Source organism: Brachybacterium sp. J144, from assembly GCF_036321705.1.
GTDB lineage: Bacteria > Actinomycetota > Actinomycetes > Actinomycetales > Dermabacteraceae > Brachybacterium.
This window is the reverse complement of record NZ_JAZDCG010000022.1, coordinates 1-17325: the sequence shown is the minus strand read 5'-3', so window position 1 is coordinate 17325 and position 17325 is coordinate 1. Positions and strand designations below refer to the sequence as shown.

The 17325-nt window shown below is 73.1% G+C and carries 12 protein-coding genes and 1 other RNA gene; 8 read left to right on the top strand and 5 right to left on the bottom strand.

Annotated features, from left to right (window positions below; genetic code table 11):
- Nucleotide 1 precedes the first annotated feature (1 nt).
- Nucleotides 2–595 (bottom strand): recombination mediator RecR, encoded by a 594-nt coding sequence (recR, locus tag V1260_RS07775; protein ID WP_329746247.1) that lies wholly within the window; start codon nucleotides 593–595, stop codon nucleotides 2–4.
- A gap of 246 nt (nucleotides 596–841) precedes the next feature.
- Here recR and V1260_RS07770 point away from each other — a divergent pair, with 246 nt between their 5' ends.
- Nucleotides 842–2155: a glycoside hydrolase family 125 protein gene (locus V1260_RS07770; RefSeq protein WP_329746246.1), complete on the top strand. Its 1314-nt coding sequence runs from the start codon at nucleotides 842–844 to the stop codon at nucleotides 2153–2155.
- 209 nt (nucleotides 2156–2364) lie between these two features.
- The gene (locus V1260_RS07765; RefSeq protein WP_329746245.1) at nucleotides 2365–2895 is read left to right on the top strand and encodes a transcriptional regulator; all 531 of its coding nucleotides are present in this window, start codon (nucleotides 2365–2367) and stop codon (nucleotides 2893–2895) included.
- Nucleotides 2896–3039: 144 nt separating this feature from the next.
- Here the strand turns inward: V1260_RS07765 and V1260_RS07760 are convergent, their stop codons facing one another.
- Nucleotides 3040–6462 (bottom strand): DNA polymerase III subunit gamma and tau, encoded by a 3423-nt coding sequence (locus V1260_RS07760; RefSeq protein ID WP_329746244.1) that lies wholly within the window; start codon nucleotides 6460–6462, stop codon nucleotides 3040–3042.
- Between the two features lie 151 nt (nucleotides 6463–6613).
- Between V1260_RS07760 and V1260_RS07755 the strand changes: the two genes are divergently transcribed.
- The 5 genes from V1260_RS07755 (at nucleotide 6614) to V1260_RS07735 (ending at nucleotide 12769) form a co-directional block, all read left to right on the top strand.
- Nucleotides 6614–8014 carry a hypothetical protein gene (locus tag V1260_RS07755; RefSeq protein ID WP_329746243.1) on the top strand — a complete coding sequence of 467 codons (1401 nt, stop codon included), beginning with the start codon at nucleotides 6614–6616 and terminating at the stop codon, nucleotides 8012–8014.
- A gap of 78 nt (nucleotides 8015–8092) precedes the next feature.
- Nucleotides 8093–9244 carry a WXG100 family type VII secretion target gene (locus V1260_RS07750; protein ID WP_329746242.1) on the top strand — a complete coding sequence of 384 codons (1152 nt, stop codon included), beginning with the start codon at nucleotides 8093–8095 and terminating at the stop codon, nucleotides 9242–9244.
- A 234-nt stretch (nucleotides 9245–9478) separates the two neighbouring features.
- Entirely contained in the window at nucleotides 9479–9760 is a 282-nt protein-coding gene (locus V1260_RS07745) for a type II toxin-antitoxin system prevent-host-death family antitoxin (RefSeq protein ID WP_329746241.1), read from the top strand.
- Between the two features lie 82 nt (nucleotides 9761–9842).
- On the top strand, nucleotides 9843–11288 hold the full coding sequence (locus tag V1260_RS07740; RefSeq protein ID WP_329746240.1) for a dicarboxylate/amino acid:cation symporter: 1446 nt from the start codon (nucleotides 9843–9845) through the stop codon (nucleotides 11286–11288).
- A 170-nt stretch (nucleotides 11289–11458) separates the two neighbouring features.
- On the top strand, nucleotides 11459–12769 hold the full coding sequence (locus V1260_RS07735; protein ID WP_329746239.1) for an MFS transporter: 1311 nt from the start codon (nucleotides 11459–11461) through the stop codon (nucleotides 12767–12769).
- On the opposite strand, the gene V1260_RS07730 is transcribed toward V1260_RS07735, so the two are convergent.
- The 3 genes from V1260_RS07730 to ffs all read right to left on the bottom strand — a co-directional run bounded on the left by V1260_RS07730 (nucleotide 12751) and on the right by ffs (nucleotide 15455).
- Nucleotides 12751–14166 (bottom strand): TIGR01777 family oxidoreductase, encoded by a 1416-nt coding sequence (locus V1260_RS07730; protein ID WP_329746238.1) that lies wholly within the window; start codon nucleotides 14164–14166, stop codon nucleotides 12751–12753. The genes V1260_RS07735 and V1260_RS07730 overlap by 19 nt on opposite strands.
- A 98-nt stretch (nucleotides 14167–14264) precedes the next feature.
- Nucleotides 14265–15233: a CPBP family intramembrane glutamic endopeptidase gene (locus V1260_RS07725; protein ID WP_329746237.1), complete on the bottom strand. Its 969-nt coding sequence runs from the start codon at nucleotides 15231–15233 to the stop codon at nucleotides 14265–14267.
- 125 nt (nucleotides 15234–15358) lie between these two features.
- Nucleotides 15359–15455, bottom strand: an RNA gene (gene ffs / locus V1260_RS07720) — signal recognition particle sRNA small type.
- A gap of 237 nt (nucleotides 15456–15692) precedes the next feature.
- Here ffs and V1260_RS07715 point away from each other — a divergent pair.
- Entirely contained in the window at nucleotides 15693–17237 is a 1545-nt protein-coding gene (locus tag V1260_RS07715) for an alanine/glycine:cation symporter family protein (protein ID WP_329746236.1), read from the top strand.
- Nucleotides 17238–17325: the final 88 nt, after the last annotated feature.

Here is a 17325-nt window from a genome sequence, read left to right as displayed (position 1 = left end):
CTCAGACGGTGCGGCGGCCCAGGAAGGCGCGCCCCAGGGTCATCTCGTCGGCGTAGTCGAGGTCGCCGCCGACGGGCAGGCCGGAGGCGAGGCGGGTGACGGTCAGCTCGAGCGGGGCGAGCAGGCGGGAGAGGTAGGCGGCGGTGGCCTCCCCCTCGATGTTGGGATCGAGGGCGAGGATGACCTCCTGGGTCTCCCCGGAGCCGAGGCGGCTCATCAGCTGGGTGATGCGCAGGTCGTTCGGGCCGACGCCGCCGATCGGGTCGATCGCGCCGCCGAGCACGTGGTAGCGGCCGCGGAACTCGCGGATCCGCTCGATGGCGACGATGTCCTTGGACTCCTCGACCACGCAGATCACCTCGTCGCTGCGGCGGGCGTCCGCGCAGATGCGGCAGCGCTCGTCGGCCGAGACGTTCCCGCAGATCTCGCAGAAGCGCACGGTGTCCTTGACCGTGATCAGGACCTCCGCGAGACGGCGCACGGAGGCCTCGTCGGCGTCCAGCAGATGGAATGCGATCCGCTGCGCCGACTTGGGGCCGATGCCCGGCAGCCTGCCGAGCTCGTCGATGAGGTCCTGGACGATGCCTTCGTACACGACCTCAACTGTAGTCATCGGCACCGACGGCGGCGGCCGACGGGGGCCGGGTGTGGATGTGCGGTGCGCGGCATCGGGCGCAGCGGCGGGCGAAGCGTGCCTGCGTCCTATCCCCCCGATTTAGTCCATCGCCCGGAGGAAACCGGCTACGCTGACCGGACCCCGCAGATCCACCGCCCGACGCCGCCCTCCCGGGAGCCGTCGGCCGGAGTGGCCCTGCACCCCGCGGATCGCCCGAGGAGAACCATGGTCCACCTGCCCTCCGCCCTGCTGGACGCCGTGCACGAGCGGGTCCTGACCGGGCTCGGCGACGCGCCCGCTGGCCGCGAGATCGCCGACCGCGTCGTCGCCTACCTGCGCAACACCTCCGAGACCACGGTCAGCGTCGACGAGGACGGCACCACCTTCGTGATCACCGGGGACATCCCCGCGATGTGGCTGCGGGACTCCGCCGCGCAGCTCACCCCTCTGCTGCGCCTGGTCGCGGCCGGGGTCGGCCCCGAAGAGGACCGGGCGGTGCTGGTGGATCTGCTCGCGGGCCTGCTGCGTCGGCAGTGGCAGCAGATCGTCCTGGACCCGTATGCGAACGCCGTCAACCGTCGGCCGGACGCCTCGCACTGGGACTCCGATGACACCGACCGCGAGAACCCGTGGGCGTGGGAGCGGAAGTTCGAGCTCGACTCGCTCTCCTACGGGCCGGACCTCGCGTGGCGGCTGTGGCGGGCGACGGGCGACACCAGCTGGGCCGGGGAGCAGTTCGTGGCGGCGGCGCGCACGATCCTGGAGACGGTCCGCACGGAGCAGCACCACGAGGAGCGCTCGACCTACCGCTTCCGCCGCGCCGGGGTGCCCGCGCAGGACACCCTGGCCCGCGACGGCCGCGGCTCGGAAACCGCACCGAACGGCCTGGTCTGGGCCGGGTTCCGGCCGTCCGACGACGCCTGCGAGCTGGGCTACAACATCCCCGGGAACCACTTCCTCGCCCTCGCGCTGGAGCGGCTCGGCGACCTGCTCGAGCAGGTCGCGGACGAGGGGGACGAGGCCGCGGAGGCGCGGCGGCTGAGCGCGGAGATCCGGGAGGCGCTCGCGGCGCACGGTCAGATCGACGGGCCCGACGGGCGACGGATCTGGGCGTACGAGGTCGACGGTCTCGGGAACCACGTGTTCCTCGACGACGCGAACGTGCCGAGCCTGCTGGGCCTGCCGTACCTGGACTGCGCGGACGCGTCGGATCCGGTGTACGTCGCCACGCGCGCCGCGGTGCTGTCCGGCGCGAACCCGTACTTCTACGAGGGCGCGCAGCTGCGCGGCGTCGGCTCCCCGCACACCCCGCCGGACCACGTGTGGCCGATCGCGAAGTGCATCGAGGGCCTGACCTCGGCGGACGATGCGGAGCGCCTCGCGATCCTGGAGACGCTCATCGCGACCGACGGCGGCACCGGGATGATGCACGAGGGCGTGCACGTGGACGATCCGACGCGGTTCACCCGCGAGTGGTTCTCCTGGTCGAACTCGATGTTCTGCGAGCTCGCGCTGGATCTGGCGGGCGTGCACCGCTGAGCGGCGGGCCGAGAGGGGATGCTTGATCCCGGCGCGGGCTCGCCGCGCAGGGGCGGCGCGCTCACGGGGCCGGCCCAGGCGGCCGACGGAGGTCGCGGGGCCGTCGACCGTCGGCTGGTGCGCTCCTCAGCGCAGAGGGGTACGGTCGGTCGCGTCCGTGACTCGGAGCGCCTCAGCCCGAGCCCATCTCCCGAACAGGAACCGCCTCGATGACCCCGCTGCCGCCCCCGTACGACGCCGCCGATCCGGCCGCCGAGACCCAGGTGACGACCGCGCCGGAGGTCCCGACCGCGGTGGTGCGGCGCCGGGACTTCCCGATGTTCGAGATGCCCGACCTGATGGACGGCACCTTCTCGCACCTGGTGTCGGCGCTCGCCGAGGCGGGGATCGCCCCGATCGGTCCCGCGTTCTCGTTGCATCACCGGGCGCCCGTGCAGACCGCCGATCTCGAGGTGGGGCTGCCCGTGGACCGTCCGCTGACGGAGGGGATCACGCTGCCGAACGGCTTCGAGGTGGTCGGGTCGGTGCTGCCGGCGGGACGCATCGGCTGGATCAGCCACGTGGGCAGCTACGGCGGGCTCGCCGAGGCCTGGGGCTCCTTCACCGAGGACATCGGCGAGTCCGAGGAGCAGATGACCTACCCGTTCTGGGAGATGTACGTGACCGAGCCGACCCCGGACACCAACCCGGCGCACCTGCGTACGGACCTGTTCAGCCTGCTCGTGCCCCGCGAGGGCTGAGTTCGCGGTGGCAAGGTTCGCAGGGGCCTGCGCTCACCAGGGCTGAACCCGCCGGGACTTGCGCTCACCAGGGCTGAACCCGCCGGGGCCGAGCCCGCGGCGGCGGCTGAGTCCGCGGCCGTGGGAGAGCCCGCGGCGGCGGGGTCACATCTGCGGGGTCTCGTCGATGATCTCGAGGACCCGGCCGCCGAGCACGCTCTCGATCACCTCCCGGCCGCTGCGCGAGGACACCTCCGCGTCCTCGTCGTCGCGCGAGGCGCCGCCGGTGGGATCGACCTCCGGCTCAGACTGAGCACCGGGCCGGCCGACGCGTCCGCGCTGCTGGTTCGCGGTGCGCGAGGCCATCGCCGCCTCGCGCACGAGCGCGGCGCCGCTGCGGGGAGCGGGGGCCTGATCCGCGGGGGCCGACGGCGCGGCCGACGCAGTCGCCGGTGCAGGCGCCGCCGCAGATGCAGCCGCCGCCTGCGGTGCGGGGTCGCCCGCAGCGGCGATCCCGGCCGTGCCCCACGAGGCGGCCGCGCGGGCTGCAGCGGAGGGCGCCTGGGCTGCAGACTGTCCGTCCACGGGCGGACCGTCCGACCCCGAATCGTCGGGGCTCTTCGGCGACTCGGGGCTCAGCGGCGACGCGGGGCTGTCCGCACCGACGGGGCTGCTCGGGCTCATCGGAGAGGGGCCGCTGGATGGGCTCGCGGGGCCGGAGTGCGCATCGACCGCAGACCACTCGCCGGGCGCGGGGCCGCCCCACGACGGCGCGCCCTGGTCGTCCGCGGCGGTAGCCGCTCCGGCGGGTCCGCCGACGGTGGCGCCTCCGGCGGTGGAGTCGCCGGAGGTGGAGCCGCCCGACGGGGGCAGCGAGCGGACCACGCGGCCCTCGGCGAGCGCGCGGCGCAGAGCCGCCTGGCCATGGGTGCGCGGTTCGCCGTCGGGGACGGAGTCGCGTCCCTCGTCCTCGACCTCGAGCACCTCGCCGGCGGGCACCGCGGAGGCGGCGTTCCCGGGACCGGACTCCTCGTCGACGCTGCCGCCATGGCGTTCGAGCAGGTCGGCCCACCGCGGCTTGACGGACGCCGACGCGTCGGACGCCGCTGCCGCGTCCGTCGCCGGGGCCATTGACTCGCGTCCGGTCCCTGCCGAGGCGCCAGCACTGCGCGGAGCCGCAGCGCCGGTCGAGGGGTTCGTGTCGACCCGGGCCCCGGCGGCCGATGCCGCGGGACGGCGCTCGCTCAGCCGGGCGTCGTCGGCGTCATGGGGCGGGTAGTCGTCCTCGGGGTCCGGCGGGAAGGGGTCCTCCGGCTCCGGGGGGAAATCCTCCGAGGCTGCTGCGGGAGCGGGGCTCCTCCGGGCGTCGGGACGCGAGGGACCGGGCGCCGAGTCGCTCCAGGGAGCGCTGCCGCCGCGAGGACCCTGCGCGGCCGCGGCTTCGCTCCGGGCGCGGGGTGCCTGCCCGGGACCGTGCTCATCGCGCGGGGAGGGGGCGGGGCCGGCCGGCTGCGACGGGCCACCCCCGGCAGGACCACCGGCAGAGCCACCGCCAGCAGGTGCGCCGCCAGTCGGACCACCGGCAGAGCCACCGCCAGCGGGCGCGCCCCCGGCCGGGCCGCCGGCCGGACCGCCGCCAGCAGGGCCTCCCTCGGTCGGGCCACCGTTGCCGGGGCCCTCCCCGACCACGGCCTCCACCGCGACGTCGCCCCCGAGCACGCGCCGTGCGGCGTCGGCCAGGTTCTGCGGCGCCGTGCCGCGGTGGTACGCGGCGAGGAGCCCGTCCGTGCGGAAGCCGATCACCAGGGAACGCCCGCGGACAGCATTGAGCTGGGCGTTCTGCGCGATGAGCGCCCAGGCCGGCCGACGGATCTGCTGCAGCTCGTCGAGGATCGCGCCCCAGCGGCCGCGGACCTCCTGCTCGTCAAGGCCGTCGCCGCTCGGCGCGGCACCCTGCGGCGCTGCACCCTGCCGCGTCGCGCTCTCCGCGGCCGACCCCGGCGACGTCCCCGGCTGCGGGCCCGCGGACCGCGCGGCGCCGGACGGTGCCTCGGCAGGCCGCCCCGCCGCCTCCCCCGGAGTCCCGGATCCCGCAGCGGGCGCCGCCGGGGGCGGGGTCTGCTGCTCGGGACGGGATGCGCCCGCACCGGGTCGCGCGGTCGCGATATCGCCCCATCCGCCGGCACCCTGCTCGACGGGCCGCTGCTGCGGGGCGGCCGACTGCTCAGTCCGCTGGGCTGGCTCGGATGTCGGCCGACCCCCGCGGGACTGCCGGGACGCGGTGGCGCGCTCCTGCGCGATGCGCCGCGCCTCCTCCCGGCCACCGCCGGCGGGAGCTCCACCTCCGGCGTCGGCCGGACCGGGCCCGGCGGGAGCCCCTCCGCGCGTCGGCCCACCGGCGGCTCCCGGCCCGCCCGCTGCGCCTCCGCGGGAACCGGTGCCCGCGGGAGCTCCGCCCGTCGGCGCCGCGGCGACCGCACCCGCCCGCTCGTCGCGCAGCACCAGTCGCGCGGCCAGCAGCTCGAGGTGGAGGCGCGGCGAGGTCGCGCCCGACATCGTCGAGAGGGTCTCGTGCACGAGATCGCCGCACAGCGAGAGGTCGGCCGGAGAGAAGAGGGTCGCCTGCTGGCGCATGCGCTCGAGCTCGTCGGCCGGGACCTGCGGCAGGAGATCCGCGCCGCGATCCGGGACGGCGGCGAGCACGATCAGGTCGCGCATCCGCTCCAGGAGGTCCTCGACGAAGCGGCGCGGCTCGTGCCCGGTCGCGAGCACCTGCTCGACCGCTCCGTAGAGCGCGGCGGCGTCCCGCTCGGCGACCGCGGTGATCGCCGTGTCCAGCAGCGCCGTGTCGGTGAAGCCGAGCAGCGCGATCGCGGTCGGGAAGTCGAGGCCGTCCTCCCCCGCGCCGGCCATCAGCTGGTCCAGCACCGACATCGAGTCCCGGGCCGAGCCGCCGCCCGCACGCACCACCAGCGGCATCACGCCCTCACCGACCTGCACGGACTCCGTCTGGCAGACCTCCTCGAGGTACGGGCCGAGGATCTGCGGCGGGATCAACCGGAAGGGATAGTGGTGGGTGCGGGAGCGGATGGTGCCGATGACCTTGTCCGGCTCCGTGGTCGCGAAGACGAACTTCACGTGGTCCGGCGGCTCCTCGACGAGCTTCAGCAGCGCGTTGAAGCCGGCCGAGGTCACCATGTGGGCCTCGTCGATGATGAACACCTTGAAGCGGTCGCGGACCGGGGCGAAGGAGGCGCGCTCGCGCAGCTCGCGGGCGTCGTCCACACCGCCGTGGCTCGCCGCGTCGATCTCCACCACGTCGAGGGAGCCGGAGCCGCCGCGGGCCAGGTCACGGCACGAGTCGCAGGTGCCGCACGGGGTGTCCGTCGGCCCCTCGGCGCAGTTCAGGCAGCGGGCGAGGATGCGGGCGGAGGTCGTCTTGCCGCAGCCGCGCGGGCCCGAGAACAGATAGGCGTGGCCGACCCGTCCCGCGCGCAGCGCACGCCGCAGGGGCGTGGTGACGTGGTCCTGGCCGATCACCTCGGCGAAGGACTCCGGGCGGTAACGACGGTACAGAGCGGTGGCCACCCCGACAGGCTAGTCGAGGCCGCCCACAGCCACGCCCGGATGGGGACGAGCGGGCATTGGGGAGGAACGGTCCTCGTCCACACTCGCGGCGCGTCCACACTCCCGGCGCGAGCGACTCCGCGCGGGCGCTGCTCATGGAATCATCCTCGGCATGACCCCGCCCTCGCCGCGCACACCGCCGACCGGGCCCGCGTCTTCCGAGCGCAGGCCCCTGCTCGTGGTGCTCACGGGACCGATCCTGCTGATCCTGGTCCCCGCCGCGACCTTCCTGATCGCCGCATCCGCGGGGAGCGTCGGCGGGCTTCCCTTCGTCGTGATCGCCGTGATGCACCTCCTCGCGCTCGCCGGGGCGGGCTGGCTCGCACTGCGCGGCCTGCGCGGCAGGGAGCCCTGGCGGGCGGGTGATGTGGTCGGACCGCTCCTGATCGCGATCGGCGTCGGCGGTTCGTTGGTCCTCGACCTCCTCCTCGCCGACGCCCAGGGGATCCGGCAGGGGGCTCTGTTCCGGGTGCGGCACGCCATGGCCCTGCCCGAGGACACGCCCTTCGTCCTCTCCGTCGCCCTCGCGGCCGCCGCGCTCGTCGCCGCGGCCGTGGCGATCGTCGGCCCCGCGGTGCGCGGCCGGCTGCAGCGGAGGGACCGCGAAGGCCGCGAGTCGCCGTCCGGCCGCCCGCTCCGGGAACCGCGCCCCATCCGCTATGCGACCGGCCCGAAGGACTCAAGGCTGACGCGTCTCGTCTCCCCGGTGACCCGGGTGCTGATCGTGCTCAGCGGTCTCGCCTCCCTCGTCTGCCTGCTGCTGTTCTCGCTGCGTCCGTTCGACCCGGACACGGCGGAGCTGCTGACGATCGCCGTCGTCTTCCTCCCGGTACTGCCGATGCTGTGGGCGGTCGTCGAGACGCTCTGGCGGCTCGATGCCGAGATCGGTCCAATCATGAACTCGCTGCGGCTGACGATGGCGGTGCCGGTCCTGGTGTCCGTGGTCGTCTTCGTGCCGCTGATGCTCGTGAGCCTCCTGCCCCCGATCTGGCGCGGCTTCTCGACCCACCACATCACCCTGATCGGCGACGACGGCCTGGTGGCGGCCGACGCCCCGGTGGTCGGTTTCCTGGGGCTCGGCGCCCTCACCGCGATGGGACTGGGGATGGTAGGCGCCCTGGCGGCGAGCGTCTTCGTGGTGATCCCGGCGGTCGCGATCTTCCGGCCCGACGTGATGATCGGCGAGAACCAGCTCAACACCGACCCCGAGCACCGACGGGCCAACACCACGGCGGTCCGGCTGATCGCGGCGGTGATCGTGATGATCTTCGTGCTGTCGATCTTCCTCGCCCTGTACTTCCAGGACGAGCTCCCGGGCTGGCCGGCGGTCGTGTCCCTGGTGGTGCTGGTGGGGCTCGTCGTCGCGGTCTGGGCGATGCAGCGGGTGGACCACAAGGCGCGGGCGCGCTCCGGCACCTCGGCACGGGTACGCAGCCCGTTCGATCCGAAACCCGCGGAAGTCTCCCCGTCCGAAGAGGAGCCGACGAACGACGCTCCCGACACGTCGCGCTGAACCGCTCCCCGGCGGTCGCGGGCGGTGGGGAGTTCTCTCCATGTCCTCCGGCGCGGAGCTCCCCTACCCTTCTCGACCATGACGGGATTCCTGGGGGCCGACACCGAGAAGGTGCGCGAGCAGAGCGAGCTGACCACCACGAGCTCGGAGACGCTCGAGCAGCTGGTCGAGGCCGCGCTCGCGCTCTCCCATCAGGTCGCGTGGGTGGGGACCGACGCCGATGCCTTCCGCGCCGACTGCGACCAGGCCCGCCAGCGCCTGCGCGAGGTCCTGCGGACGCTGCGTCAGCGGGCCGACGAGCTCCTCGAGCACGCCGACGAGCAGGACGACTGCTCCTCGGGCCACGGGTCCGGGGCCCCCGGACTCCCCTTCGGTCCCTTCGGCCCGATCGGCGCCCCGTTCGTTCCGTTCTCGCCCTTCGGGCCCGGCGGTCCGTTCGGGCCGGGTGGTCCGCTCGACAAGATCAACCCCTTCCGGGACGGCGGCCCGCTCGATCGGGTCCTCGGCGAGGACGCCCCGTTCCCGCCCTTCGGCCCGATCAACGCCCCGCTGGGGCCGGACAATCCCCTCAACAGGTTCGTCGAGAAGAACCTGGACATCATCCTCGGCAACAACCCGCTCGAGCGGGCGAAGAACTGGGGCACCGAGGCCCTCTCCAAGGGGTGGGAGTGGGGGACCGAGAAGACCGGGGAGTGGCTCTCGAGCTCCAAGGACTGGTTCGACGACTCCAAGTTCGCCAAGAAGGCGTTCGACCTGACCCGGAAGGGGGTCCCTGTGATCCCGGACCTCTACGAGATCGGCAAGGCGGCGAGCGAGGGCGACGCCGAGGCCGTCCTGTGGAAGACGAACCGGGCTGCTTTCGAGGCCATCCCCGGTCTGACCGTGGCGGACCTCATCGGGGGCGAGATCACGTCGCGCCTCGGGGACGAGCACACCGTCTTCGGCACCGACATCAAGTGGAACGAGGGCACGCCGCTCGACGGGGTCGAGGCGTACCTGACGCAGAGGACTCGCGAGGTCGGGGTCACCGACTCGGGCGAGCAGCTCGGCACGCAGATCGCCGACGCTCACGGTGTCGAGAACGAGCTCGGTCGGAACCTGCTGAAGTCCGGCTTCGGGGTCGGCGTCAGCCAGACGATCGGCGGGCCCGCCGCCTATATCTTCGATCAGGTCACCCCCGGCGACACGCGCGGCGCGGCCGCCAAGTTCCTCTACGACAACCTCACCTGATCCCGGCGGAGAGGGCCGCACCCACCTGATCGCACCGCACCCGCCCGGCCCGGACTCGCGGAGCCGCTGGGCGTCGGCGAGGTGGGAGCTCCACCGCGCCCAACCGATCGCACCGCGCCCCCGATCCACCGCGCCCGTCCGATCCCGCCCGCTCCTACCGCGCCCGCCGGGACCGGACCCCGGTCCCTTCGCACGAATCCCGGTACATCTTGTACATGATGTACGGTCATTCTCATGAAAATACCGGTCCTCCTGACGGCCGCTCGGGCGGCGGTGAGCAACGCGGTGGTGTCGACCGCGGAGTTCCGTGCGCGACTGAGCGAGTTCCTCGAGCGCGCCAACCACCAGCCGGTGAAGATCGTGAGCCGCGGCGCTCGACCGCGCGGCGTGCTCGTCTCCGCCGACTTCTTCGAGCGGGCCTGCGAAGCACTCGGCGACGAGCCCTACACCCGGCCCCCGAAGTCCCGGGACGAGCAACTCCTGGAGGATGCCCTCGACATCCTCGAGGGCCTCTGAACCCCGCCCCCAAAGCGTCTCTAATGTGATCCCCTAGCAATCATGTTGAAAGCGAGCGCACCGCTGGGTAGCGTTCTCGGCCGTGAGCACACCCACCACCTCCTCCCCCACGGCGACCCCGTCGGCCCGGCGCAACCCGCTGGCCGCGATCGCCCGCATCCCCTTCGGCTGGCAGGTCCTCGCGGGCCTCGTCCTCGGCGTGATCCTCGGTCTGACGGCCGCCGCGATCGGTCCCGTCGCCCCCACCGACTCGAACCCCGACGGTGCGAACTGGCTCGCCGTCACCCTGGACACCATCGGCACGATCTTCGTGACGCTGCTGAAGGCCCTGGTTCCGCCGCTGATCTTCCTCGCGATCGTCACCTCGATCGCCAATCTGCGCAATGTCACCAACGCCGCGCGCCTGGCCTGGAAGACCCTGCTCTGGTTCGCGATCACCTCGCTGATCGCCGTCTCCATCGGCATCGCCCTCGGCGCGATCACCTCCCCGGGCGCGAACTCCGGCGTGTCCGCCGACGCAGCCGAGGCCTCCTCCACCCAGGGCGGCTGGCTCGACTTCCTCACCGGCCTGGTCCCCTCGAACTTCCTGGGCATCGCCGGCTCCACCCGTGACGACGGCTCCGTCTCCCTGAGCTTCAACGCCCTGCAGATCCTGGTCATCTCGATCGCGGTGGGCATCGCCGTGCTCAAGGTGGGCGAGAAGGCCGAGCCCTTCCTCAAGGTCACCGGCTCCGCCCTCGAGATCGTGCAGAAGCTGCTGTGGTGGGTCATCCGCCTCGCCCCGATCGGCACCATCGGCCTGCTCGGCAACGCCGTCGCCTCCTACGGCTGGGACGCGATCGGCCAGCTCGGCCTGTTCACCCTCGACGTCTACGTGGGCATGCTCCTCGTGCTGCTGGTCGTCTACCCGGTGCTGCTGAAGGTCAACGGCCTATCCATCGCCTCCTTCTTCCGGGGCGTGTGGCCGGCGACCTCCCTCGGCTTCGTCTCCCGCAGCTCGCTGGGCACCATGCCGATGACCCAGACCGTCACCGAGCGCATGGGCGTCCCCCGCCACTACGCCTCCTTCGCGGTCCCGCTCGGCGCCACCACCAAGATGGACGGCTGCGCCGCGATCTACCCCGCGCTCGCCGCGATCTTCGTCGCGAACTTCTACCAGGTGCCGCTCGGCATCACCGACTACCTGCTCATCGTGCTCGTGTCCGTGCTGGGCTCGGCCGCGACCGCGGGCATGACCGGCGCGACCGTGATGCTCACTCTGACGCTGTCCACCCTGGGCCTCCCCCTCGAGGGCGTCGGGCTGCTGCTCGCGATCGACCCGATCCTCGACATGGGCCGCACCGCCCTGAACGTCACCGGGCAGTCCCTCGTGGCCGTGATCGTCGCCAAGCGCGAGAGGATCCTCGACCAGCGCGCCTACGACGCCACCCGCCGCACCTCCTTCCAGGCCATCCAGGCCGAGGAGGCGGGGCAGGCGGACGCCGACGCCGCTCCCGGCGATCGCCGCTCCGCCTCCGCGGGCGTCTGATCCAGGCGAGGGTGAGTCCGGGCACCGCGCCCTGGCCCACCCCCGCCTGAGCTGGATACACTCGGCGCGTCCCCATCCGGCCCGCCCCCGCGGGCTCCAGGGTGCATCTACCTCGGGTCCGTCACGCGGACCGTCCAAGGCGGCACCACCGTCGAGGAGGTCCCCGACCCATGACCCTGCCGACCACCGCCGCACACCCCGAGGCCACCGCGCCGCCGACGCGCCCCACCACCCTGCGCGCCGCCGCGGGCTCCTCGTACTTCCCGGTCGCCTTCCTCGCCCGCTTCCCCTTCGCGATGATGGTCGTCGGCACCCTGACGCTGGTCGTCGCCGCCCGCGACTCGATCGCGCTGGGCGGGCTCAACTCGGCGGTCGTCGGGCTCGGTGGCGCACTCGTCGGCCCCCTGCTGGGCGCCGCCGCCGACCGCTACGGGCAGCGTCCCGTCCTGCTGATCTCCGGGATCGTCAACGCGCTCGCGCTGCTGGCGCTCGCCTGGATCGCCTTCAGCCCGCTCCCCGATGCGGCCCTGCTCGCGGCGGGCTTCGCGATCGGTGCCTCCGCCCCGCAGATCGGTCCGTTCTCCCGCAGCCGCCTGGTCGCGCTGATCCTCACCCGTCTGCCCGCGGAGCGCCGCGCCCGGGCGATGAACGGGACCATGGGCTACGAGTCCGCGGTCGACGAGACCGCCTTCGTCTTCGGGCCCGTGGTGGTGGGCATGCTGGCCACGACGCTCTCCCCCGCCGCGCCGATGATCGGTGCCGCCGTGCTGATCCTGGTGTTCGTCACCGCCTTCGCGCTGCACCCGACCGCCCTCACGCAGCCCGCCGACGACACCCAGGCCCCCGTCGGCCGTGCGTCCGTCGACCGGGCCCCCGTCGACCAGGCTCCCGCGCGGGAACTGTTCACGCCCGCGATCCTCGTCGTCGTGGGGGGCGCGCTCGGCGTCGGCCTGTTCTTCGGCACGGTCCTGACCTCGCTGACCGCCTTCCTCGGCGACCTCGGGCGCGGCGAGTCCGCGGGCCTGCTCTACGGGGTGATGGGCGTCGGCTCCACGGTGCTCGCGCTCTCCGTCGGACTCTGGCCGGAGCGGTTCCGACTGCACGCGCGGTGGCTGGTGTCCGCCGCGCTGATGCTCGGGGCGATGCTCCTGTTCGCCTCGGCCGACGGGACGACCGGCGTGGTCGCGGCGATGGCGCTCGCAGGCATCGGCATCGGGCCGACGGTGGTGACCCTCTACAGCCTCGCCGCCCAGCACAGCCCCCACGGCCGCTCGGCGACGGTGATGACGATGCTGGGCTCCGCCACGATCGTGGGCCAGTCGGGGGCCTCCGCCCTCACCGGGGCGGTGGCCGAGTCCTCCGGGTCCTCGGTCGCGATGCTGCTGCCCGCGGGGGCAGCGCTGCTGGTCGTGCTCGCGGCGGTGGTCAACGCGCTGCTGCGGCCGGACGGCGCGGCAGCGCCTCAGCGCCGCAGCACGTGACGCAGCGCGTCCTCGAGGCGCGCGTGCGCGGGGACGAAGCCGCTGTCCTCGAGCCGTGCGGAGGAGACGTGCTGGTCCACGTGGATCAGCTCATCGGCCGCGGCGGCGCCGAGCGCGAGCCGCGGCCCGAACGGCGGCACCGGCACCAGAGCGGGGCGGTGCAGCACCTCCCCCAACGTGCGCGCGAACTCGCCGGCGGTGACCGCGTGCGGGGCGACGCCGTTGAGGGGCCCTGAGACCTGGGCCGAGAGGGCGGCGTGGGCGAAGACCCGCACGATGTCGTCGAGCGAGATCCAGGAGGTCATGGCCTTGCCGTCGGTGAGGCGCCCGCCCATCCCGGTGAGGAACAGCGGCAGCTGGGGCAGCAGGGAGCCGCCCCCGTCGCTCAGCGCCAGGCCGGTGCGCACGTGGGCGACCCGAAGGCCCGCCTCCTCGGCGGTGCGGCTCGATCCCTCCCAGTCCCGCACGAGATCGGCCAGGAAGCCCTCCCCGCCGGGATCGGACTCGGTGAGCAGCTCGCCCGGACGCCGCGGCCCGTACAGACCGATCGCCGAGGCCTGCACGAGAGCCGACGGTCCGTCCCGCATCCCCGCGAGGGTGCGGGCGATCAGCGCGGTGCCGTGGACGCGGGAGTCGCGGATCTCGCGTCGGGCGGCGGGGGTCCAGCGGGTCCCGATCGAGCGGCCGGCGAGGTTGACGACCACGTCGACCCCCTCGAGCTCGGCCGGATCGAGCTCCCCGGCGCGAGGGTCCCAGGAGATCTCCCCTGGGCCGGCCCCGCTCCCCCGGACCATGCGGCGCACGGTGTGCCCGCCGGTCTCGAGCAGGGCCGCGAGCTGGGTGCCGATCAGGCCCGAGGAACCCGTGATCGCGATCGTGCGACGGGGCAGGTCGCGCCAGCGGGCGTGGAAGGCGAGATCGTCGCGCAGCTGGCGGGCGCGGAAGGCGAGCAGCCGACGAATCTGCGACTCGGCGACTGGGGCGAGGCGCTCGAGGTGCCGGGGGAGCTCGAACTCGATGCTGTCGCGGATCGCGGTGCCGGCCCCACCCGCGACGCCGCCATCAGGCGCACCATCGCCGCCGGAGAGGGTGTCGACCTCGAGGCGATGCTCGTGCCGCCAGGTGCGCCAGGGCCCGCGCACCTGCTGGTCGACGAAGTGACCGGCCGGATCGCTCTCCACATGCCGCAGGAGCCAGTGGGGACGGAGCGGCGCCGGCAGCAACGGCGGGCCCAGGCGGGCACCGACGAGCCGTCCGTCCCGCATGCCACCGACCGACGGGTCCTCGACGGAGGCGAGACCGGGCGGGGTGAGCCGGACCAGCGCGCCGGGCCGGTCGTACCAGGCCAGGACGTCGGCCCGCGACTGCGCGACCCGGTGGACGGTCTCGATCCTCACTGCGGCTCCCTGTCTCGGGGACGTGGTCCGGTGCCCGGTGGGCGCGGTGCGCGGTCCCGCGGATGCGGCCGCGACCTCATGGACGTGGACCGGCCACGTTACGCATCCCGGGGTCGCGGGGGAAGGGCCTGGCCGGGGCGGGTCGTGCCACCGGCGACGGGAGAGCCCGGAGGGACCAGGCCGCGCGGAGCGCCCGGGGCGAGCGAGGCGCCGACGCGCAGGACCAGCCAAGCCACGCCGATCCACAGCGCCCAGGAGACGAGGTCCAGCAGCCAGGCGGTGCCGGGGTCGAGCGGCCCGAGCACGTTCTGCTCGATGGCGACGCGGACGCTGTTCAGCAGGCCGTGGCCGACCACGGCCGCCCAGGCCGTGCCGGAGATCTCGCGCAGCGCGCCGAGCAGCGGCGCGACGGCGAGGATCGCGCCGAGGTAGGCGATGGCCTCCCGCGGCGCAAGACCCAGGGCGAGCACGATCGGCAGATGCCAGAGCGCCCACATCGCCCCGATGAGCAGGGACGACCCCCAGAAGCCGAGGGGTGCGAGCTGCGTGTGCAGCCAGCCGCGCCAGCCCGCCTCCTCGCCGATCGCGAAGATCGCCTGCATCACCAACACCATCGGCACGGCGAGCAGCAGGGCGGAGAGCGAGGCGGCGTCGGCCGCGAGCGGCACCCCGGCGACGACCCCGATCAGCACCCGGGCGAAGGGCACGAGGGCGAAGGCCGCGGCGCCTCCGAGCACGGCGACCAGCAGCAGCGGCCAGGACGGCACCGACAGCGCCAGCGAGCGCCACCAAGGCTCGCCGCGGCGTCGCACGATCAGCGCCGCGACCAGGGGGGACAGCTGAGCGAGGGGCACGACGAGGCCCAACAGCGCGACCGGCAGGACGCCGAGGGCGATGGGGAGCGACAGCCCCGTGGTCACGGCGAGCGAGATCGCGAGGAAGAGGCCGACGCGGCGCAGGTCTGGGCGAGCGCCCGCGGAGTGTCCGCCGGCAGTGGAGGGAGCCGAGGGGTTCGCCGGAGTCGGAGGAGTCGAGGAGGACGGGGAGGCGGCGGGAAGCGAGGCCAACGGGAGCTCCTGGGGGCGGGCGCCTCGCCTGTTGCGCTGCGCGTCGCCGCCCACGCTAGGAGCGGGGACAGCGGGCCGGGAACGGGGGTGTCCGCCTCCGCGACGTGGGGAAAACCCCCGGGGCGTGTAACGACCCCTCGTGCACCTGCCAGAGCCCACCTGCCCTTGCTGCCGTCAGGCCCTGGGGGAGTTCAGCGAGATGACACCGCACGAGGGGTCGCGCTCGATTCTACAGATGCCTCCCGAGCACGTCATGTCGGAGCGGCCGGATGTCACCCGGTTCACCGATTCCGAGCGTTGTCCGTGCATTGCAGTCGGATAACGGACAGGGGTTGACGTGCCCGGCGTCGCCCGACGCGCTACTGTTCCCCCACGGCGATGTCGGTGATCGGGCTCACAGGCGTGCCCGAGAACCGTCCGCCCTCCACCTTCCCCCTTCCCCGTCCCCCTGGAGACCCCATGTTCTTCGACACCTTGATCACCGGGGCCAACAACCTCGTGTGGTCGCTCCCCCTGGTGGGCCTGCTGCTGCTGACCGGCCTCTTCTTCACCCTGCGCACGATGTTCCTGCAGGTGCGCTGCATCCCCGACATGCTCTCCCAGTTGAAGAAGGGCGAGGCCTCCCCCGACGGCACCTCGTCGTTCCAGTCGCTGATGATGTCCCTCGCCGGCCGCGTCGGCATGGGCAACATCGGCGGCGTCGCCACCGCGATCGCCATCGGCGGCCCCGGCGCGGTGTTCTGGATGTGGCTGATCGCGTTCCTCGGCGCCGCAACCTCCTTCATCGAGTGCACCCTCGGCCAGATCTACAAGGAGAAGGACAAGGACACCGGCGAGTACCGCGGCGGCCCCGCGTACTACATCGAGAAGGCGTTCCGCCACACCAAGGCAGCCCCCGTGATGCTCGTCTACGCGATCGTGTTCTCGATCGTCACCGTCATCGCGATGTGCTTCTTCCTGCCGGGCGTTCAGGGCAACGGCATGGCCTCCGCGGCCTACGAGGCGTGGGGCCTGCCCCACTGGGTCACTGCCGTCGGCGTGGTCATCCTGCTGGCCTTCATCATCATCGGCGGCGTCAAGCGCATCGCCCACTTCGCCGTGATCGTCGTCCCCGTGATGGCGATCCTCTACATCATCGCGGCGCTGATCGTCTTCTTCATCAACTTCGATCAGATCCCCCACGTCTTCGGGCTGATCTTCTCGAGCGCCTTCGGCGCCAACGCCATGTTCGGCGCGATCGTCGGCAAGGCCATCGAGATGGGCGTCAAGCGCGGCCTCTACTCGAACGAGGCGGGCCAGGGTACCGGTCCTCACGCGGCCGCCGCCGCCGAGGTCTCGCACCCCGCCAAGCAGGGCTTCGCGCAGTCCTTCGCCGTCTACATCGACACCCTGTTCGTGTGCACCGCGACCGCGTTCCTGATCATCTCCACCGACATGTACCAGGTGTTCCAGGGCCCCGATGAGGTGCTCATCTACGAGGGCTCGGTCCCCGAGGGCACCGACTACGGTCCCGAGTTCGCCCAGAACGGTTTCGAGACCGTCTTCCAGGGACTCGGCCCGACCTTCGTGGCGATCGCGCTGTTCTTCTTCGCGTTCACCACCATCGTGGCCTACTACTACATGGCCGAGGTCAACCTGACCTACCTCAACCGCTGGATCCCCAACCGCACCGCACGTCGCGCCCTGGTGCGCTTCCTGCAGGCGCTGATCCTCGTGGCCGTCGTCTACGGCTCGGTGACCACCACCGGCAACGCCTGGGCGCTGGGCGACATCGGCGTCGGCGCGATGGCGTGGCTGAACGTGGTCGCGATACTCATCCTGCAGGGCCCCGCTCTCAAGGCCCTGAAGGACTACCAGCAGCAGAAGAAGGCCGGGAAGGACCCGCAGTTCGACCCGCGCCCGCTCGGTATCCGGAACGCCGAGTTCTGGGAGCTGCGGGCCGACGGGCTCGTCCGCCAGGGCGAGACCGGGGACGAGCTCGAGAAGAAGGCCGCCGACCGCTGAGTCGGCTCCTGAGCGATCCCTGCACAGCGGAGGGGGGGGGGGGGGGGGGGGGGGGGGGGGGGGGGGTGGGTCGGGTGTTGAGTTGCCG